The organism is Streptomyces sp. NPDC041940 (assembly GCF_055589465.1).
Genome location: NZ_JBVJBP010000025.1, coordinates 50,254 through 69,230, shown reverse-complemented (window position 1 = coordinate 69,230; position 18,977 = coordinate 50,254). Strand labels below are relative to the sequence as shown.

Genomic DNA, 18,977 nt, shown 5'->3' with positions numbered 1-18,977 from the left:
CGCCTGACGTGAGCGCGGCAGAGACCTGGAGGGGGACCGCAGAATGGGCAACGTGGTCGACGAACTGCGCGAGGTGAAACGGTCCCGGTACGCCGTGGCCGCGGTCTTCGCCGTGCACGGCGCCGTGACCGGCTCGTTCGCCACCCGCGTGCCCTGGATCCAGGACCACGCGGGCGTGAGCGCCGGGCAGTTGGGGATCGCGCTCGCCTTCCCCGCGCTCGGCGCTTCCGTCGCGATGCCGCTCGCCGGCAGTGTGAGCCACCGGTTCGGAGCCCGCGACGCGCTGCGCGGACTGATCGCCCTGTGGACCCTCGCGCTGGTCCTGCCGTCCCTCGCCCCGAACCTGCTCACGCTCTGCCTGGCCCTGTTCGTCTACGGCGCGACGGCGGGCATGGCCGACGTGGCGATGAACGCGCTGGGCGTCGAGGTCGAGAACCGCCTCGGCCGGTCGATCATGTCCGGCCTGCACGGCATGTGGAGCGCGGGTGCCCTGATCGGCTCGGCGGCCGGCACGCTCGCCGCGCACCTCGGCTCGGACGCCCGGCTGCACCACCTGCTGGCCGCCGCGGTCCTCACCGTCATCGGGGTGGTGGCCTGCCGGTGGGTGCTCGATCTCCAGCCCGCCGAGGACGAGGAGCCGCCCCCGAGGTTCGCGCTGCCGCCCCGGTCGGCGCTGCTCATCGGCGCGATCGGGTTCTGCGCGGTGTTCGCCGAGGGCGCGAGCCTGGACTGGTCGGCGGTCTATCTGCGTGAGCAGCTGGAGACCTCGGCGGGTCTCGCGGCGGCGTGCACGACGGGCTTCACGCTCACCATGGCCATCGCCCGGTTCGCCGGCGACAGGGTCGTGGACCGCTTCGGCGCCGTACGGACCGTACGGGTCAGCGGGGTGCTCGCCGTTCTCGGCGGTCTGCTGATCGTCGTCGCGGACCGTCCCGCGGTGGCCATGAGCGGGTTCGCGCTGATGGGCCTCGGCATCGCGGTCGTCGTACCGCTGTGTTTCGCGGCGGCGGGCCGCAGCGGCTCCAACCCGAGCCTGGCCATCGCGGGCGTCGCGACCATCACGTACACCTCGGGCCTGATCGCGCCGAGCGCGATCGGCATGCTGGCCCAGGCGACCAGCCTGATGGTGTCGTTCTGCCTGGTGACGCTGTTGTCCTGCGGCCTGGTGACCTTCGCGCGGGTGCTGCGCCCGGGCGACCGGGCGAAGATCAGCCGGCCGGACGCCGCGGCGGCGGTTCCCGACCTGCGGCCCTGAGCCGGCACCCGGTCCGGGTGGACACGCGGGGGCCCTGATCGGCCCCGGTCACCGGCATCGCCGGCGCACCCGGACAATGGTCCGGATACTCGCACGCACGACGAAAGCGATACCGCACCATGGATCTCGGCGTCCGCTGGAAACTGCACGGCGACGGACGCACCCCGGCGCCCGGCGCGGTGGTCCGCCCCGACGAGCGGCTCTCGTGGCCCCGCACGGCCGGGCTCGGTGCCCAGCACGTGGTGGCCATGTTCGGGGCGTCTTTCGTGGCTCCGGTCCTGATGGGCCTGGACCCCAACCTCGCGATCATGATGTCGGGCGTCGCGACCGTCGTGTTCCTGCTGGCCACGCGCGGCCGCGTGCCCAGTTACCTGGGCTGCTCGCTGTCCTTCGTGGGGGTGGCGGCGGTCATCCGCGCGCAGGGCGGCAGCAGCGCCACCGTCACCGGCGCGGTCTTCGTCGTCGGCGCCGCGCTGTTCCTGGTGGGGCTCGCCGTGCGGCGGTTCGGGGCACGGATCATCCACGCCACGATGCCGCCGATCGTGACCGGCGCCGTGGTGATGCTGATCGGCTTCAACCTGGCACCGGTGACGGCCTCGACGTACTGGCCGCAGGACCAGTGGACGGCCCTGCTGACGATGCTGTTCACCGGTCTGGCGGTCGTCTGTCTGCGCGGCTTCTGGTCCCGGATCGCGATCTTCCTCGGTCTGGTCTTCGGCTACGGCGTCTCCTGGTTGTCCGACCTGGTCTTCGGCAGGATCCACTCGGCGGACGGGAGCGGCAAGGTCACGGACCACTGGCGGCTGGACCTGTCCGGCGTGGGCCAGGCCGACTGGATCGGGCTGCCGACGCTGCACGGCCCGTCCTTCGAGTGGTCGGCGATCCTGGTCGCCCTGCCGGTCGTCATCGCGCTGGTCGCGGAGAACGCCGGGCATGTGAAGGCGGTCGGCGAGATGACCGGCGACAACCTGGACGACAGGCTCGGCACGGCGATCTCGGCCGACGGCGTCGGCTCGATGCTGTCCACCGCGGTCGGCGGCCCGCCCAACACCACGTACTCCGAGAACATCGGCGTGATGGCCGCGACCCGCGTCTACTCGACGGCCGCCTACTGGGCCGCCGCCGGCTTCGCCCTGCTGTTCGGCGTCTGCCCGAAGTTCGGCGCGGTCGTCGCGGCGATCCCGGGCGGGGTCCTCGGCGGCATCACCGTCATCCTGTACGGCATGATCGGCCTGCTCGGCGCCCAGATCTGGCTCAACGCCCGGGTGGATCTGCGCAATCCGCTGAACCTGGTCCCGGCGGCGGCGGGCATCATCATCGGCGTCGGCAACGTCTCCATGAAATTCACGGACACCTTCTCGCTGAGCGGCATCGCGCTCGGCACGATCGTCGTCATCACCGGCTACCACGCCCTGCGGGCCTTCGCCCCGGCCCATCTGAAGACACAGCATCCGCTGCTGGACGAGGGCACCTCCTCCTACGACGAAGACGCCAAGTCGTAGCGTCCGAAGGCGAGGCGTCCCTACGGCGAGGCCAGCTCGTAGGCGTACGACGGCGTGAAGGTCCCGGGCCTGCCCTTGCAGCCGTCCGACTCCCCGGGCAGTTTCACCCACAGGTAGGCGTCGATCCGGGCCTCGCCGGTGCCGAGAGCCGGTGTCCGGCCGAGCTTGCGGCCCGACGGGTCGCACCACTCCCCGTCTGCCGGGGCGCCGTTGCCGTTGCGGCTGGTGTCGATGACGGCGCCCAGGCTCGCCGGGCCGCCGAGGGCGTCGAGGACCCGCCGGTCGTAGGCGACCTCGGCGGCCGTGGTGTGGAAGTTGGAGACGTTGCTGAAGATCCCGTCGGAGGACTCGGGCGAGGCGGCACCGGCCTGCCGCAGCCATGCCGCCTGTCTGCCGGGCGCGTTCCAGCCCGAGTGTCCCGCGTCGTAGTACACGCGTGCCCGGGGGTTGGCGGCCTTCAGGACGCGGCCGGCCCGGGCCAGTGAGGCGAAGCGGTCCGTGCGTGCGCCGGCGGAGAGGCACTCGGTCTGGGCGACCGAGTCCGGCTCCAGGACGACGATGACCTCGCCGGATCCCAGCCCGGCCGCGAACCGGTCGATCCAGGCGTCGTACGCGTCCAGGTCGGGCGCACCGCCCTGGGAGTGGCCGCCGCAGTCCCGGCCGGGTATCGCGTACGGCACGACGACGGGCACCCGGCCCTGTTCCACCGCGCCGGACGTCACCGCGGCCACCCGGGCGGTGAGCGTGTCCGGGGAGTAGTCGGCGAACCAGACGGCGGCCGGCCGCTCGGCGATCCGGGACGCTATGACCGCGTGGCGCGGGTCGCCGTCGTGGGCCCGGATCCAGTCCAGCACCTGGGAGTCGGGGTGGCGGTAGAGCCGTCCGGCCACGGCACCGGACGCCTTCTGCTTCCTGGTCTCCGTCCTCGGGGGTGAAGACGCGGGGACGGCCCTCTTCGTCGGTGACGGTGTGGGCGAGGCGGAGTCGGAGACCGACGGGGACACCGAGGGCACCGCGGGCAGGGGCGCGAAGCGGTGCGAGGCCGACACCTCCGGGGGCCGGGCCTCGTCCGAGGAACGCCGGTCGTCGACCGCGGAGAACGCCCCGGCGACCACGCCGGCCGCTACCACGACGGAGGCCGCCACGACCATCGCGCCGCGCCGGGCGGCGCGCCTGCGCTCGGCCCTGCGGGCGGCCAGGCGCTGGGCACGTAAGCCTGACACGGTGCTGCTCCCCCTCCCCCTGCGGCGGGCGGCGTTCCCCCGTTTCGGGGAAGAGCCGGGCCAGCCGGTACTCCCGCCAGCCTAGAGCTGGGACTCTGCCCGCATGCCGCGATGCGAACAAGTCCCCCCAGCCGTGGACACTCCGGTCGACGGAGTCATCTCCCGTATGCGCGCCCTCGACGCGGCCCTGCACCCCCGGGACGGAGTGGCCGTCTTCAACCGCGTCTACCTCGCCGTGACGGAGGCGGTGGACCGGTGCATCGACACGGGGCGGTTCGCGGACCCGTATGCCGCGATCACGCTGGACGTACGGTTCGCGGAGCGGTACCTGGACGCGGTGGCGGACGAACGGCGTCCACCGGCTTGCTGGAGACCGCTCCTCCAGTTCCGCCGCCATCCCGGGGTACGGCCGTTGCAGTTCGCCCTCTCGGGCATCAACGCGCACATCGGGCACGATCTCGCGCTGGCCGTCGTGGACACCTGCCGTACGCTCGACTGCGCACCCGCCGAGCTGGAGGACGAGTTCGACGCGGTGGGTGATCTCCTCGTCTCGCTGGAGGAGCGCATCCGCGAAGATCTGATGCCGGGCCCCGATCTTCTCCAGATCGCCGACCCGCTGACCCATCTGCTCGGCTCCTGGAGCCTGGACCGCGCCCGGGACGCCACCTGGACGGCGGCCCGGGCCCTGTGGGCACTGCGCGGACTCCCCGACGTGGCCCAGGAGTTCACCGAGCACCTGGACGCGGCGGCGGGCCTCGCGGGGCGCATGCTGCTCACGCCCCTGCCCGAGCCGCCGCCCCGGCCCCGCTGGTCCCGCCAGTCCTCCTGGTCCCCCTAGTCCTCCGGCAGCTCGACGGGCGCGATCTCGTCATAGACGTCGCCGGGCCCCGGGTTGGTCGGGTCGGTCGTGCCGCCGAAGTGGTGCATGACGCCCCAGACCGCGTTGAGGGCGGTCTGGACGGCTCCCTCGGCCCAGCCGGCCGTCCAGGAGATGTCGTCGCCGGCGAGGAAGATGCCGCGCTTGTCCTCGGGCAGCTCCTCCTGCATGAAGTGCGTGAACAGGCGCCGCTGGTAGCGGTAGTGGCCGGGCAGGTTGGCCTTGAACGCGCCCATGAAGTAGGGCTCGTTCTCCCAGGAGACGGTCACCGGGTTGCCGATGATGTGCTTGCGGATGTCGACCTTGGGATAGATCTCGCCGAGCGACTTGAGCATGACCTCCATCCGCTCGTTCGCGGACAGCGGCAGCCACTTCAGGCTGTCGTCGCACCAGGTGTAGGAGAGGCAGATGACGGCGGGCTTGTCCGGGCCGTCGTCGAGCAGGTAGGTGCCGCGCGTCATGCGGTCGGTGAGCGTCATCGACATGACGTCCCGGCCGGTCGGATTTCCCCTGTCGTCGACGGCCTTGTCCAGCCAGAAAGGCCGGTCCACAGGCACGAAGAGCTTCGAGGACTCCATGTAGTGGGTCCGCTCGATCGCCGTCCAGTGGTCGATCGGGAAGAGCGAGTCGTCGCAGTCGATCTTCGACAGCAGCATCCAGGACTGGGCGGTGAAGATCGCCGTCCGGTAGGTGCGGATGTCGCCGTCCGCGTCGGTCACCGTGATGCGGTTGCCGGCCGTGCGGTGCAGCCGGGTCACCGCCGGACGCGGCTCGCCGCCCTCGTGCAGACTCGCGAGCGAGGTCCCCTGCGCCCAGTGGACGATCTTCTGGGGCTCACGCTCCCAGAGGCGCAGCGGCAGCTGCTGGGAGCCGCCGACGATGCCGCGGTGGTGGTCGTCGGCCTCGGTGTAGACGACGCGCAGGATCTCCAGGATGGAGTTGGGGAAGTCGGTGTCCCAGCCGCCCGTGCCGAAGCCGACCTGGCCGAAGATCTCGCGGTGCCGGAAGGACTTGAACGCCTCGGAGTCGCAGAGGAAGCCGTAGAAGGTCTGGTTGTCGAGCTTCTCGACGAGCCGCGACCAGATCTCGCGGATGCGCGGGACGTCCCGCTCGCGCAGGGCCCGGTTCATGTCGGAGAAGTCGGCGCCCTCCTCCAGGCACCTGTTCCACGCCTCGGCGACGTCCCGGTAGACCTGGGGGAGGTCGGCGACCGTCTCGGCGTAGTGCGACTCGCCCTTGAGATCGACGACGGTCGACGGGGTCGCCTCCGCGAGGGGGTTGGGGAAGGACTGCGTCTGAAGGCCGACCAGGTCGATGTAGTGCTGGAGCGCCGTGGACGACGGCGGGAAGCGCATCGCGCCCATCTCGGCGGTGAGGGACTCGTCGCACCCGTCGAAGCCCACCGTCCGCAGCCGGCCGCCGATCTGGTCCGCCTCGTACACGACCGGCTTGAGGCCCATCTTCATCAGCTCGTACGCGGCGACGATGCCGGACAGGCCACCGCCGATGACCGCGACCTCCGTGCCGTGCTCGGTCGCGGGTATCTGCCCGAGACCCGCCGGGTGGGCGAGGAAGTCGTCGTAGGCGTACGGGAAGTCCGGGCCGAACATGGTGATCGGCGGCTGCTGCGCGTCTGCGTGCTCGACGGCGTTGGGCACGGTGGACGTCATGGGGTACGGACTCCTTGCAGAAGAAACAGACAGGTGTGGGGGGATCAGGCGAGCGACCCGTACAGGCCCGGGCGCCGGTCCAGCAGATACGGGTTGGCCTCGCGGGACGCGGCGAGGAGGACCGGGTCGGCATCGGCGAGCACCAGCTCCTCACCCCGTCCGGCCCGGGTGCGGGCGACCCCGTCGGGCCCGGCGAGCGTGGACAGCCCCACGAACTCGAACTCGCCTTCCCGGCCCACCCGGTTGACGTACGCCACGTACATCTGGTTCTCGAAGGCACGCACCGGGATCATCGACTCGGCGACGAACTGGAACGGGTGCATCTGGGCCGTCGGGACGAGCAGCAGGTCGGTGCCGGCGAGGGCGTGGGCGCGGACGTTCTCAGGGAACTCCACGTCGTAGCAGATCAGGATGCCGACGCGCAGACCGTCGATCTCCGCCTGGACGACCGGCTGGTCCCCCGGGGTGAAGTGGTCGCGCTCGAAGCAGCCGAAGAGGTGGGTCTTGCGGTGGTTCGCGAGGCGGGTGCCGTCGGCGGAGATCAGCTGGGCGGAGTTGAACACGGCCTCGCCCGCCCGCTCCGGGTAGCCGTAGGCAATCGCCAGGCCGTGGCCGGTCGCGATCTCGGCGACGGCGTCCGCGCAGTCTCCGTCGGCGGGCTCGGCGAGGCGGCCGATGTCGTCGCCGATCGCGTACCCCGTCAGGAACATCTCCGACGTGACGAGCAGCCCGGCGCCCGCGGCGGCGGCCCGGCCCGCGGCCTCGTCGAGGACCTTGAGGTTCTCGACGGTGGAGCCGGGGCGGCCGGAGCTCTGGAGCAGGGCGGTGCGCATGCGTGTTCCTCATCGGGACGCGGGGGATTTCGGGGGCCTGATAGACGGTACGGTCGGCGGGCTCGGGCGGACAAGGAGCAGCCGTTGCGCGCCGATGAGCTGATCATTGCGTCCCTCGGGGGGCCGACGGCGATTCGTTGCAAGCCCCGCGGTCGTACGTTCCGTCATCCCCTGGGCGCAGGCCCGTGCGGTGCTCCCCGCCGGGCGGCGGAGGCGGGGTCACGTCCCCGGAGCGATGTGGCGCGGGCGCCGCGCCAGGACAGTGGTGTGCGTTCCAGTGACCTGCACCTCTCCCGCACATCTGCGGAAAGGACCGCCATGAACCGCCGTACGAAGACCGCCGTGTTCGGGGCCGCGCGCGTGAGGCCGCCGCGCTCACCGGCGAGGCCAAGCTGTACCGCTCCGGTGTCATCACCTCCTCCGACCTGCCCGGCGCGAAGGGCAAGCGCGTCGGGATCACCGTGCACGACCTCGGTCACCGCGACCGGCTCGGCTACAGCTGGGCCTCGACCGGCACTCCGGTCGAGACGAAGGACCTGCCCAGGTGCGTGGGCTCGGCGCCCTTCGAGAAGGTCAAGAAGGGCACCGGAGACTTCAACGTCGTGCCGTGGCAGCCGAAGCTCCAGCCACCAGCAGCAGCGCGGTCACCAGGTACGGCACGGCGAACCACGCGAAGGCCGTGCCGTGTCCGGTGGCCGTGCCCAGGGCCCCGTAGCCGCCGTACACGGCGAGGGTGCCGAGTTCGGTGCCCAGCCCGGCGACCGAGGTGAGAGTGGCGCGGCCGGAGTCGTCGATGCGCTGCTGGAGCCGGGCGTCGGCCAGGATGCTCGCCGCCTGGAAGCCGCCGAACGCGAGCGCCACGAGGGCGATTCCGGCCACGGTGCCGGCACCGGCGCCCATGGCCAGGGCGAGTGCCGCGCCCGCGAGCAGCGCCGCGAGGCCCTTCGGGCCGAGGCGTTCGCCCGCCCCGGCCAGCAGTCCTCCGGCTGTGGCCCCCGCCCAGATCAGCAGCAGAAGGTAGGGCACCAGCGCGTCGGAGACGCCGGTGTCCCGGACCAGCAGCGGCGTGTACTCGTCGAGGGCGCCCCACACGGCGGTGACGGCCGGGACCAGCAGGATCGCTCCGCGTACGGACCGGTCGGCGCGGGCCTCGGCGAGCCCGGCCCTCAGGGTCGCGGTCCAGCCGTCCTGCCCGGCCGCCGGGGTCCGGTGTTCCGGGAGGCGGGTCGCCGTCGCCGCCGCCAGCAGGCACACCAGCACGCTGGCGGCGCCGACGGCGGTGTGGCCGCCCCAGGCGAACACGGGTCCGGCCAGTCCGGTCGCCGCCATCACGGCCACCAGGCCGGCCGCACGGGCCCGGCCCATGACACGGGCGTACCGGTCGGCCGCGCCGAGCCGTTCCAGTTCGTCGTAGACCAGCGCCTCGTACGCGCCGGAGGCGAGGGCGCCGCCTGTGCCCCACAGCACGAAGCCCAGCGCGAAGGCGCCGTACGACGGGAAGAGGGTCCACAGGGCGAAGCCGGCGGCGGTGAGCAGCGGGCCGATCCACAGCAGCCGCCGACGCGACACGGCGTCGGCCCAGGCGCCGGAGGGGATCTCCAGCAGCACGCCGGTGGCCGACCACAGGGCGAACAGGGAGGAGATCTGCCAGACCGACAGGCCGGTGTCGCGGAACAGCAGCGCGTACACCGGGTACAGCAGGACGAACTCGTCGAGGAACGCGTAGCCGTAGAGCGTCCTGGTCAGCCGTCGGACGGCTGACGTACGGCGCCCAGGGCGCTCCTCGGAGGACGCGGACGGGGATCAATGTCGCCAGGTCATGACACCGATGGTAGGCCGGTCGGGCGGATCACGCGCCGGATTTACGTGGGCGATCCCGACGAGAAGCGCCGCAGCAGCGGCGACAGCACGAGCACGGACTTGGTCCGCTCGACGAACGGCTCCCCGGCGATCCGCTCCAGGACCCGTTCGAAGTGCCGCATGTCGGAGGCGAAGACCTGGGCGATCGCGTCCGCGTCCCCGGTGACGGTGGACGCGGCCACGACCTCCTGATAGCGCTCCAGGCCCCGCTGGATGGTCTCCGGGGAGGTGTTGCCCCGGCAGTAGATCTCGACGAACCCCTCGGTCTCCCAGCCGAGGGCGCCCGGGTCCACCCGGACGGTGAAGCCGGTGATGGCTCCGGTGGCGCGCAGCCGGTCCACGCGCCGTTTCACGGCGGGTGCGGACAGGCCGACGATCTGGCCGATGTCGGCGTAGGAGCGGCGGGCGTCCTCGGCGAGGGCGTGCACGATGCGTTCGTCGAGATCGTTCAGCACAGTGGGTAGATCACTTCTCGGATGGTGCGAGTCGGGAACGGCGGTAGCCGTACCCGAAGTAGAACACGAGCCCGGCGGCCATCCAGACACCGAAGACCACCCAGGTCACGGCCGACAGGCTGCCCATCATCCAGAGGCAGAAGCCGAAGCCGAGCGCCGGCATGACCGGGGAGAGCGGCACCCGGAAGGTGCGGGGCATGTCCGGGCGGGTCCGGCGCAGCACCACGACGGCCACGTTGACGAGGGCGAAGGCGAACAGGGTGCCGATGCTGGTGGCGTCGGCGAGCTGCCCGAGCGGGATCGCGGCGGCGAGCACACCGCAGAACAGCGACACGATCAGGGTGTTGGCGCGGGGGGTCTTGGTCTTCGGGTGGACCCTGGAGAAGACCTTCGGCACCAGCCCGTCGCGGGACATGGCGAAGAGGATGCGGGTCTGGCCGTACAGCACGGTCAGGACCACGCTCGCGATGGCGATGACCGCGCAGAACGCCAGCAGCGTGCCCCAGAAGGTCTGCCCGGTGACCTCGCGCATGATCTGGGCGAGGGCGGCCTCGGAGTCGGTGAAGTTCTTCCAGGGCTTGGCGCCGACCGCGACGGCGGCGACGAGGACGTACAGCGCCGTGACGATGACCAGCGACAGCATGATCGCGCGGGGCAGGTCGCGCTGGGCGTTCTTCGCCTCCTCGCCGGCGGTGGAGGCGGCGTCGAAGCCGATGTAGGAGAAGAACAGCGTGGCTCCGGCGGCGCTGACGCCCGCCATGCCCAGCGGCATGAAGTTCTCGTAGTTGCCGGAGCGGAAGCCCTGGACGCCGATGGCGCAGAACATCACCAGCGCGGCGATCTTCACGATGACCATGACGGTGTTGGCGCGGGCGGACTCCTTGGCGCCGCCCAGCAGGAACGCCATCGCGAGCAGGACCACGATCAGCGCGGGCAGGTTGAACACGCCGCCGTCGCCGGGCGGGGCGGACAGGGCGGCCGGGATGGTGACGCCTATGGTCCCGTCGAGCAGTTCGTTGAGGTACTCGCCCCAGCCGACCGCGACGGCGGCGACGGACACGCCGTACTCCAGGACCAGGCACCAGCCGCAGATCCAGGCGATCAGCTCGCCCATCGTTGCGTACGCATACGAGTACGAGGACCCGGCGACCGGGATGGTGCCCGCCAGCTCGGCGTACGACAGGGCCGAGAACAGGGCGGTGAGGCCGGCGATGACGAAGGAGAGCGTGACGGCCGGGCCCGCCTTGGGAACGGCCTCGCCGAGGACGACGAAGATGCCCGTGCCGAGGGTGGCACCGATGCTGATCATGGTGAGCTGCCACAGGCCGAGGGAGCGCCGCAGCGATCCTCCCTCGCCCTGGCCACCCTCCTCGACCAGGTTCTCCACCGGCTTGCGACGCATGAGGCGCGCACCGACGCCCGGGGCGGGCGGGGTGGTCGGACTACTGCTGTGCGGGGGTGCGCCTTGGTCGAGCACGTGCTGGGCTCCTTATCGCTGCCGGTCAGGGCGGCAGGGACCGGCGGCACCTCTGGAGCAGAGACCCACCGAGCGGGGTCCCTGCCACGCCACGTACGAGGCGACAGCCTACGAGGATCGGCGTTGCTGGTGAAATGCAGCAACCTTGCGCACCCCCGCAAGATCGTTGCGTTCCTCGGGGCTCGGTGGGTGTTCGTTGCGGGACGGCTGTCGACCGTTGCGCAACGAGCCGTCGGAGGGCCGAAACGGCCCCCGGATCTTCCGCGGGGCGGGACAACCGGGGGCCGTACGAAAGGGCGTTGGGGGGTCAGCTCCAGCTGGCGTGCAGGGGCTTGCCCTCGGCGTAGCCGGCGGCGCTCTGGATGCCGACGATGGCCTTCTCGGCGAACTCCTCCAGGGAGCCGGCGCCGGCGTAGGTGCAGGAGGAGCGGACGCCCGCGATGACCGAGTCGATCAGGTCCTCGACGCCCGGGCGGGCCGGGTCGAGGAACATGCGGGAGGTGGAGATGCCCTCCTCGAACAGCGCCTTGCGGGCGCGGTCGTACGCCGACTCCTCCGACGTGCGGTTGCGCACGGCACGCGCGGACGCCATGCCGAAGGACTCCTTGTACGCGCGTCCCTGCGCGTCGTGCTGGAGGTCGCCCGGGGACTCGTAGGTGCCCGCGAACCAGGAGCCGACCATCACGTTGGACGCGCCGGCCGCGAGCGCCATCGCCACGTCGCGCGGGTGGCGGACACCGCCGTCGGCCCACACGTGCTTGCCGTACTTCCTCGCCTCGGCGGCGCACTCCAGGACGGCGGAGAACTGCGGCCGGCCGACGCCGGTCATCATGCGGGTGGTGCACATGGCACCGGGTCCGACACCGACCTTGACGATGTCCGCGCCCGCCTCGATCAGGTCGCGCACGCCCGCGGCGGCCACGACGTTGCCTGCGGCGATCGGCACCTGCGGGTCGAGGTCGCGCACCAGCTTCAGGGCGCTGATCATCGACTCCTGGTGGCCGTGCGCGGTGTCGATGACGAGCGCGTCGACACCCGCGTCCAGCAGCTGCTGGGCCTTGCCCGCGACGTCGCCGTTGATGCCGACGGCGGCGGCGATCCGCAGCCGCCCCTGCCCGTCGGTGGCCGGCTTGTACAGCGTGGCGCGCAGGGCACCCTTGCGCGTGAGGATGCCGGCGAGCGTGCCGTCCTTGTTCACCGCGGGGGCGTAGCGGCGGTTGGCGTGGTCGAGGGTGTTGAAGGCCTCGCCCGGGTCCATGTCCGCGTCGATGAGCAGCAGGTCCCGGGACATGACCTCCGTCAGCTGTGTGAAGCGGTCCACGCCGGACAGGTCGGAGTCGGTGACCACGCCGACCGGCCGGTGGTTCTCGTCAACGACGACGCCGGCGTTGTGCGCGCGCTTGGGCAGCAGCGCCAGCGCGTCCGCGACGGTCTGGTGCGGGGCCAGGATGATCGGGGTGTCCAGGACCAGGTGGCGGCTCTTGACCCAGGAGACGACGTCGGTGACGACGTCGATCGGAATGTCCTGCGGTATGACGACGAGGCCGCCGCGGCGGGCCACCGTCTCGGCCATGCGGCGCCCGGCGATGGCGGTCATGTTCGCGACGACGAGCGGGATGGTGGTGCCCGTGCCGTCCGGGGAACTGAGGTCGACGGCCTGCCGCGAGCCCACCGAGGAGCGGCTCGGCACCATGAAGACGTCGTCGTACGTCAGGTCGTACCCGGGCTGGATGTCATTGAGGAAACGCACGTGCTGCACATCCCAGTCGTTCAGAGGTGACCCCCGAACCGGACGGTCCGGGGGAAAGAGCACGTACTTCATTCTCCCACGACGAGGGCCCGGACGTCCCTGAGCAGATCATCCAGGCTGGTCAGGGGCCCTCTCGGAGGATGCTCCAAGCCCGAGGGTCACGAACAAGCCCGGGCCCCGGTCCGTCGCCTCGGCGAAGATCTCCTCCGCGACCTGCCACTCCTCCGGCCGCGCCTCGGCGTACGTCCGCCAGCCCCGTACGACGACCAGCAGCCCCCGCTCCTCGGACCCCTCGGGCCAGAGGGCGGGGTCGGCCAGGCAGTCGGCGAGGGCGTCCCAGTTGCGGCCGAACCAGTCGGGCAGGGCCAGGTCACGGGCGCAGCGGTCCATGAGGCCCGCCTTGTCCGTGACGCCGTCGAGGTCCAGAACGACCACGATCCGGCCCGCCGGGTCGTCCGGCACCTGATGCGACTCCCTCACCATCCGTCAGACTCCGTCCGGGTCGGTCCTGTTGAGCGCGGACTTCGGTGCCGGGCCCGCCGTCATCAGGTAGTCCGCCGCCGACGTGTCCGTGACCAGGCTGGTGACCAGCCCGGACCGCAGCACCGCGTCGATCGCGGGCCCCTTGCGCTGCCCGCCCGCGATGGCGACGACCTCGGGGACGCGGCGGAGCTGGTGGGTCTTGACGGTGATGCACCGCTCGCCCAGGTCCCGGCCGACCCTGCGGCCCTCGGCGTCGAAGAGGTGCGCGGACATCTCGGCGGCGACCCCGAGGGAGGCGTAGTGCGCGCGCTCCTCGTCACTGAGCATGTCGTGCACCGTGGAGATGCCGGGCTCCCAGGAGCCGATGGAGACACAGGCGACGGTGACCTTGTCGAAGTGCTCGAAGGCCCGGGCGATCCCCGTCTGGTTGCGCAGCGCCGTGGCCGTGGCCGCGTCGGGCAGCAGCATCGGGGCGTAGATGGGGTGGGCGTCGCCCCCGGACACCTGGGCGGCGCGGCGTACGGCCTCGACCGAGCCGCGCTCGGCGGTCCCGGCGTCGTACACGCCCGTCAGCTGCACCACCGTGCACGGCGGCAGCCGGTCGAGCGCCGCCGCCATGTGGATCGTGGAACGGCCCCAGGCCAGTCCCAGCACATCACCTTCGTTGACCAGTTCGCCGAGCAGGTCGGCGGCCACTTCTCCCAGGTTCTCGGGGTCCGGTGTCTCCTCGGCCTCGGCCGGGGACTCGACCACGACAGCGTGCCTGAGGCCGTAGCGGGCGCGGAGCGCGTCCGAGCGCTCCGCGTCCAGTTCGGCCGGCACACGGATCTCGATACGCACGAGATCCCGTTCGAGGGCGGTCTCCAGGACCCGGGCCACCTTGAAGCGGCTGACGCCGAACTCCTCCGCGATCTGGATCTTGGACTTGCCCTCGAGGTAGAAGCGGCGGGCCATGGCCGCCGCCTGCACCAGCTCAGCGGGTCCCATCCGCATGGCTGACCGGCCCGCCGACATACCCGACACGGCGATCTCCTCACTGCTGTTCACACTCTGGATTCGCCGTTCATCCTTGCAGATCCGGCGCACTTGATCAGCCCTGATCGGAGCCGTTCACTTTGCTGTGGCTCAGTGGTCGCAGGCCCAGGATGCCTTGGCCGTCGTCGCCTCAGCCTGCGTGCGTAGTGCACGTACCGCCTCGGCCGGGTCTTTTGCACCGTAGACCGCCGATCCGGCCACGAAGACGTCGGCTCCGGCGTCGGCGCAGCGCTCGATGGTGGACGCCGAAACTCCGCCGTCGACCTGGAGCCAGAGCTCCAGTCCGTGCTTGCTGATCAACTCGCGGGTGCGGCGAATCTTCGGAAGCATGATGTCGAGAAAGGCCTGTCCCCCGAAGCCCGGTTCCACCGTCATGATCAGCAGCATGTCGAGCTCGGGGAGCAGGTCCTCGTACGGCTCGATGGGTGTCGCGGGCTTCAGCGCCATGGAGGCGCGGGCGCCCTTGGCACGGATCTCCCGGGCGAGCCGGACCGGAGCGGCGGCCGCCTCGACATGGAAGGTGACGGAACCGGCCCCCGCCTCCACGTACTGGGGCGCCCACCGATCGGGGGCCTCGATCATCAGATGGCAGTCCAGCGGAGTGTCCGTCGCACGGGCGAGCGACTCTACGACCGGCACCCCGAGCGTGAGGTTCGGGACGAAATGGTTGTCCATGACGTCGACGTGGAGCCAGTCGGCTCCCTCCACGGCCTTCGCCTCGTCCGCGAGACGGGCGAAGTCGGCGGACAGGATGCTGGGGTTGATCTGCGCGGCCATGGCCTAAGCCTATGCGCTGCGCTGGGCTTGGGCGGTGGGGGTCCGGGGATTGGCGGTTCCCGTCGAGCGCGGGTCGTGTGTGGCTGGTCGCGCCCACGCGGCGGTAGCCGAATATCGAGCACAGCCCCGCGCCCCTTCAGGGCATCGGTGCGGAGGTCCCCATGACAAGCAACCGCGGTATCGGTCATTTGGTCTGCGGGCGGCGGGCCAAGTGGCTGGTGTTGGTGTTGTGGCTGATCGTGCTGTTCGTGGCGGCGCCGTTCGCGATGAAGCTCACCGATGCGCAGGACAACGACGCGGCGTCCTGGCTGCCGGGTTCGGCGGAGTCGACGCAGGTGCTGGAGATCTCCGAGGACTTCCGGCCGGAGCAGATCCCGGCGGTCGTGATCTACGCCCGGGACGGCGGGCTGACGGCTCAGGACCGGGCGCAGATCGCCGAGGACGTGCGGCAGCTCAAGGAACTGCGGGACCACGGCATCCGGGGCGCGGAGACACGCGGGCCGGTCTACGACCGGCAGGTCGACCCGCGGGCCGCGCAGGTCCTCGTGCCGATCACGATGGACGAGCAGGGCTGGGAGCGGATCTCGCCCGCCGTCGACTCCATCAGGGACGACGTCGGCGAAGGCGGCGGCGGCTTGGCCGTGCACATCACCGGCCCGGGCGGCACCTCCGCGGACTTCGCCGAGGCCTTCGAGGGCATCGACTCGACTCTGCTGTTCTCGGCGATGGTCGTCGTCATCGTCATGCTGCTCATCACCTACCGCAGCCTGACCCTGCTGGTGGTGCCGCTGATCGCGGTGGTCTGCGCGCTGTTCACCTCCCAGGCTCTGATCTACCTGCTGGCCGAGCACGCGGGCCTGACGGTCAACGGCCAGAGCGCCGGCATCCTCACGGTGCTCGTCTTCGGCGCGGGGACGGACTACGCCCTGTTGCTGGTCGCCCGCTACCGGGAGGAGTTGCGCCGGCACGAGGACCGGCACGAGGCGATGGCCCTGGCGCTGCACCGGGCCGGGCCGGCCGTGCTCGCCTCCGGCGCGACGGTCGTCCTGAGCATGCTGGTGCTGCTGGCCGCCGAGATGAACTCCACGAGCGGTCTGGGCCCGGTCGCCGCGATCGGTGTCGCCGTCGCCCTGCTGGCGATGATGAGCCTGTTCCCCGCCCTGCTGGTGATCTGCGGCCGGTGGATCTTCTGGCCGGCGATCCCGCACTACGGCAGCCCCGACCCGACCGAGCGCGGCATCTGGGCGCGCACGGGCAGCCGAATCGCCGGCCGCCCGCGGATCACCTGGGCCGTGACGGCGCTCGCCCTGGCGATCTGCTCGCTGGGCCTGATCCAGCTGCGCGCGGAGGGCATCAGCAACGCGGACGCGTTCACCGGGAAACCGGACTCGATCACCGGCCAGGAGGTGTCGGCGCGCTACTTCCCGGCGGGCAGCGGCGATCCCCTGGTCATCGTGAGCAACCGGGCGCAGGCCGAGCAGGTGGGCCGAACGGTCGCGGAGACGCCAGGCGTGGTCCCGACCTCTCTGGGACTGCCGCCGGGCACGAAACCGATCTACGAGGGCAAGGTCCTCTTCGAGGCCACCATGACCGCCCCGGCGGACAGCGAGGCCGCCAAACAGACCGTGGAGCGGGTCAGGGACGCCGTGCACGCGGTGCCGGGCGCCGACGCCCAGGTGGGCGGCGGTACGGCGGCCCTGCTCGACATGGACAGGGCGACCACGCACGACAACGTGCTGATCATCCCGCTGGTGCTGCTGGTCGTCCTGCTGATCCTCTGCGTCCTGCTGCGCGCCCTGATCGCCCCGTTGGTGCTGGTCGGCACGGTGATCCTGTCGTTCGCGGCGGCACTGGGCCTCAGCGCGCTGGCCTTCCGGTACATCTTCGACTACGCGGGCGAGGCGACCGACTTCCCGCTGTTCGTCTTCGTCTTCCTGGTCGCCCTGGGCATCGACTACAACATCTTCCTCACCACACGCATCCGCGAGGAGGCGTCCCGCCACGGCACCAGACGGGGCGTGGTCACGGGGCTCGCCGCCACCGGCGCGGTGATCACCTCCGCGGGCCTGGTGCTGGCCGGCACGTTCGCCGCCCTCGGCACCCTCCCGATGGTCGCCTTCGCCGAGATCGGCTTCGCGGTCGCCCTGGGCGTCCTCATCGACACGTTCATCGTGCGCTCGGTCCTGGTGACGTCCCTGTTCCTGGACATGGGACCGAAGGTGTGGTGGCCGCACCGGCTGGCCAGGGAGGACGGCGGTGCGGCGAACCAGGAGAGCGTCGGAGCGGGGGTCAGCCGGTCCGACGAATGAGTGCCAGGTACATGGCGTCGGTCCCGTGCAGATGCGGCCACAGCTGTACGTCGGGTCCGTCGCCCAGATCCGTGACGCCGGGCAGCAGCGGCCGCGCGTCGAGGAGGTCGGTGTCCGGGAGCTGCTTGAGCACGTCGGCGACCACGGCCCGGGTCTCGGCGAGGTGCGGCGAGCACGTCGCGTAGCCCACGACGCCGCCGACCCGCACCGACTCCAGGGCGGTGCGCAGCAGCCCGCGCTGCAACGGCGCGAACCCCTCCAGGTCGCCGGGCCGGCGCCGCCAGCGTGCCTCGGGGCGGCGCCGCAGGGCGCCGAGACCGGTGCACGGCACATCGACCAGGACCCGGTCGAAGCTGCCGGGCCGCCACGCCGGGCGGGTCCCGTCCGCGGTGATCACCTGATAAGGCCCGGGATTGCCGTCCAGCGCGCCCGCCACGAGCCCGGCCCGGTGCGGCTGCTTCTCGGAGGCGAGCAGCAGCGCACCCCGTTCGGCGGCGAGGGCGCCGAGCAGCGCGGCCTTGCCGCCGGGCCCCGCGCACCCGTCCAGCCACCGCCGGTCGGGCCCGTCCAGCGGCGCGTTGGCGAGGGCGATCGCCACGAGCTGGCTGCCCTCGTCCTGCACACCCGCGCGCCCGTCCCGGACGGCCTCGATGGCGCCCGGCTCGCCGCCCTCGGTCAGCCGCACGGCATACGGCGACCAGCGCCCCGGCACGGCGGCGTCCTCGTCGAGCAGTTCCTCGGCGGTGGCCCGTCCGGGCCGCGCCACCAGGGTCACCTCGGGCCGCTCGTTGTCGGCGCGCAGCAACTCCTCGATGCCGGCGCGCCCGCCGCCGAGGGAGTCCCACAGCGCGGACACGACCCACCGCGGATGCGAATGGACGACGGCGAGGTTGTCCTCGGGATCCTCGTCGTAGGGCGGCGCGACCCGCTCGATCCAGCCGTCCAGATCGTCCTGCGCGATCTTCCGCAGCACGGCGTTGACGAACTTGGCCCGCCCGTCGCCGAGCACGACCCGCGCGAGTTCGACGGTGGCGGACACGGCCGCGTGGGTCGGGATCCGCGTCCCGAGCAACTGGTGCGCACCGAGGCTCAGCACGTCCAGCACCGGCGGGTCGACGTCCCCGAGCGGCCGGTCCACGCAGGTCGCGATGACCGCGTCGTACGTCCCCTGCCGGCGCAGCGTCCCGTAGACCAGTTCGGTGGCGAGCGCCGCGTCCCGCGCGTCGAACTTCTCGGGTCCCTCGTTCTCCCGCGCTTTGCGCAGCAGCGGCGGCAGGACGAGGTTGGCGTAGGCGTCCCGCTCGTCCACGGCCCTCAGCGCCTCGAAGGCGAGGACGCGGACGGGGTCCTTCTTGGGCCGGCGGTAGGGCTTGCCGGACGGGCGCGGCCGACGGGGCTGTTCGCTCACGAAAAAGGTGCTCCGGGTGTGAGAAGAAGTGCGCCGTCCAGCCTACGCCGCCGGAGCGGGGGC

At 71.7% G+C, this 18,977-nt stretch carries 15 protein-coding genes and 1 pseudogene; 5 read left to right on the top strand and 11 right to left on the bottom strand.

The genetic code is table 11. The annotated features are described in order from the left end of the window. Positions 1-43 precede the first annotated feature (43 nt). The gene (locus ACZ6I3_RS32870) at positions 44-1,255 is read left to right on the top strand and encodes an MFS transporter (protein ID WP_469419626.1); all 1,212 of its coding nucleotides are present in this window, start codon (positions 44-46) and stop codon (positions 1,253-1,255) included. A 119-nt stretch (positions 1,256-1,374) separates the two neighbouring features. Continuing rightward, entirely contained in the window at positions 1,375-2,757 is a 1,383-nt protein-coding gene (locus ACZ6I3_RS32865) for a uracil-xanthine permease family protein (protein WP_469419624.1), read from the top strand. A gap of 20 nt (positions 2,758-2,777) precedes the next feature. On the opposite strand, the gene ACZ6I3_RS32860 is transcribed toward ACZ6I3_RS32865, so the two are convergent. Then, positions 2,778-3,908: a glycoside hydrolase family 6 protein gene (locus tag ACZ6I3_RS32860; protein WP_469419726.1), complete on the bottom strand. Its 1,131-nt coding sequence runs from the start codon at positions 3,906-3,908 to the stop codon at positions 2,778-2,780. 175 nt (positions 3,909-4,083) lie between these two features. Here ACZ6I3_RS32860 and ACZ6I3_RS32855 point away from each other — a divergent pair, with 175 nt between their 5' ends. Beyond that, entirely contained in the window at positions 4,084-4,818 is a 735-nt protein-coding gene (locus ACZ6I3_RS32855) for a DUF5995 family protein (RefSeq protein ID WP_469419622.1), read from the top strand. Here the strand turns inward: ACZ6I3_RS32855 and ACZ6I3_RS32850 are convergent. Together ACZ6I3_RS32850 and ACZ6I3_RS32845 are read right to left on the bottom strand one after the other, a co-directional pair. Further along, positions 4,815-6,527: a flavin monoamine oxidase family protein gene (locus ACZ6I3_RS32850; protein WP_469419621.1), complete on the bottom strand. Its 1,713-nt coding sequence runs from the start codon at positions 6,525-6,527 to the stop codon at positions 4,815-4,817. The genes ACZ6I3_RS32855 and ACZ6I3_RS32850 overlap by 4 nt on opposite strands. Before the next feature lie 44 nt (positions 6,528-6,571). Further along, positions 6,572-7,360: a carbon-nitrogen hydrolase family protein gene (locus ACZ6I3_RS32845; protein ID WP_469419619.1), complete on the bottom strand. Its 789-nt coding sequence runs from the start codon at positions 7,358-7,360 to the stop codon at positions 6,572-6,574. Between the two features lie 398 nt (positions 7,361-7,758). On the opposite strand from ACZ6I3_RS32845, the pseudogene ACZ6I3_RS32840 reads away from it, so the two are divergent. Beyond that, positions 7,759-7,983, top strand: a pseudogene (locus ACZ6I3_RS32840) (Repetin); the annotation flags it as partial. On the opposite strand, the gene ACZ6I3_RS32835 reads toward ACZ6I3_RS32840, so the two are convergent. The 7 genes from ACZ6I3_RS32835 to rpe all read right to left on the bottom strand — a co-directional run bounded on the left by ACZ6I3_RS32835 (position 7,955) and on the right by rpe (position 15,197). Further along, positions 7,955-9,106, bottom strand: coding sequence for an MFS transporter (locus ACZ6I3_RS32835; protein ID WP_469419725.1), 1,152 nt, complete (start codon positions 9,104-9,106; stop codon positions 7,955-7,957). The pseudogene ACZ6I3_RS32840 and the gene ACZ6I3_RS32835 sit on opposite strands and share 29 nt — an antisense overlap. A gap of 116 nt (positions 9,107-9,222) precedes the next feature. After that, entirely contained in the window at positions 9,223-9,675 is a 453-nt protein-coding gene (locus tag ACZ6I3_RS32830; RefSeq protein WP_003988931.1) for an Lrp/AsnC family transcriptional regulator, read from the bottom strand. 10 nt (positions 9,676-9,685) lie between these two features. After that, positions 9,686-11,152: an amino acid permease gene (locus ACZ6I3_RS32825; protein ID WP_469419617.1), complete on the bottom strand. Its 1,467-nt coding sequence runs from the start codon at positions 11,150-11,152 to the stop codon at positions 9,686-9,688. A gap of 307 nt (positions 11,153-11,459) precedes the next feature. Beyond that, entirely contained in the window at positions 11,460-12,902 is a 1,443-nt protein-coding gene (locus ACZ6I3_RS32820; protein ID WP_469419615.1) for a GuaB1 family IMP dehydrogenase-related protein, read from the bottom strand. A 108-nt stretch (positions 12,903-13,010) separates the two neighbouring features. Next, on the bottom strand, positions 13,011-13,364 hold the full coding sequence (locus tag ACZ6I3_RS32815; protein ID WP_469419614.1) for a barstar family protein: 354 nt from the start codon (positions 13,362-13,364) through the stop codon (positions 13,011-13,013). A gap of 24 nt (positions 13,365-13,388) precedes the next feature. Beyond that, on the bottom strand, positions 13,389-14,432 hold the full coding sequence (locus tag ACZ6I3_RS32810; RefSeq protein WP_184597159.1) for a sugar-binding transcriptional regulator: 1,044 nt from the start codon (positions 14,430-14,432) through the stop codon (positions 13,389-13,391). Positions 14,433-14,510: 78 nt separating this feature from the next. After that, entirely contained in the window at positions 14,511-15,197 is a 687-nt protein-coding gene (rpe, locus tag ACZ6I3_RS32805; protein ID WP_189726416.1) for a ribulose-phosphate 3-epimerase, read from the bottom strand. A gap of 161 nt (positions 15,198-15,358) precedes the next feature. Between rpe and ACZ6I3_RS32800 the strand changes: the two genes are divergently transcribed. Continuing rightward, positions 15,359-17,506: an MMPL family transporter gene (locus ACZ6I3_RS32800; protein ID WP_469419612.1), complete on the top strand. Its 2,148-nt coding sequence runs from the start codon at positions 15,359-15,361 to the stop codon at positions 17,504-17,506. Here ACZ6I3_RS32800 and ACZ6I3_RS32795 read toward each other — a convergent pair. Continuing rightward, positions 17,487-18,914 carry an RsmB/NOP family class I SAM-dependent RNA methyltransferase gene (locus tag ACZ6I3_RS32795; RefSeq protein WP_469419610.1) on the bottom strand — a complete coding sequence of 476 codons (1,428 nt, stop codon included), beginning with the start codon at positions 18,912-18,914 and terminating at the stop codon, positions 17,487-17,489. The genes ACZ6I3_RS32800 and ACZ6I3_RS32795 overlap by 20 nt on opposite strands. Between the last annotated feature and the right edge of the window lie 63 nt (positions 18,915-18,977).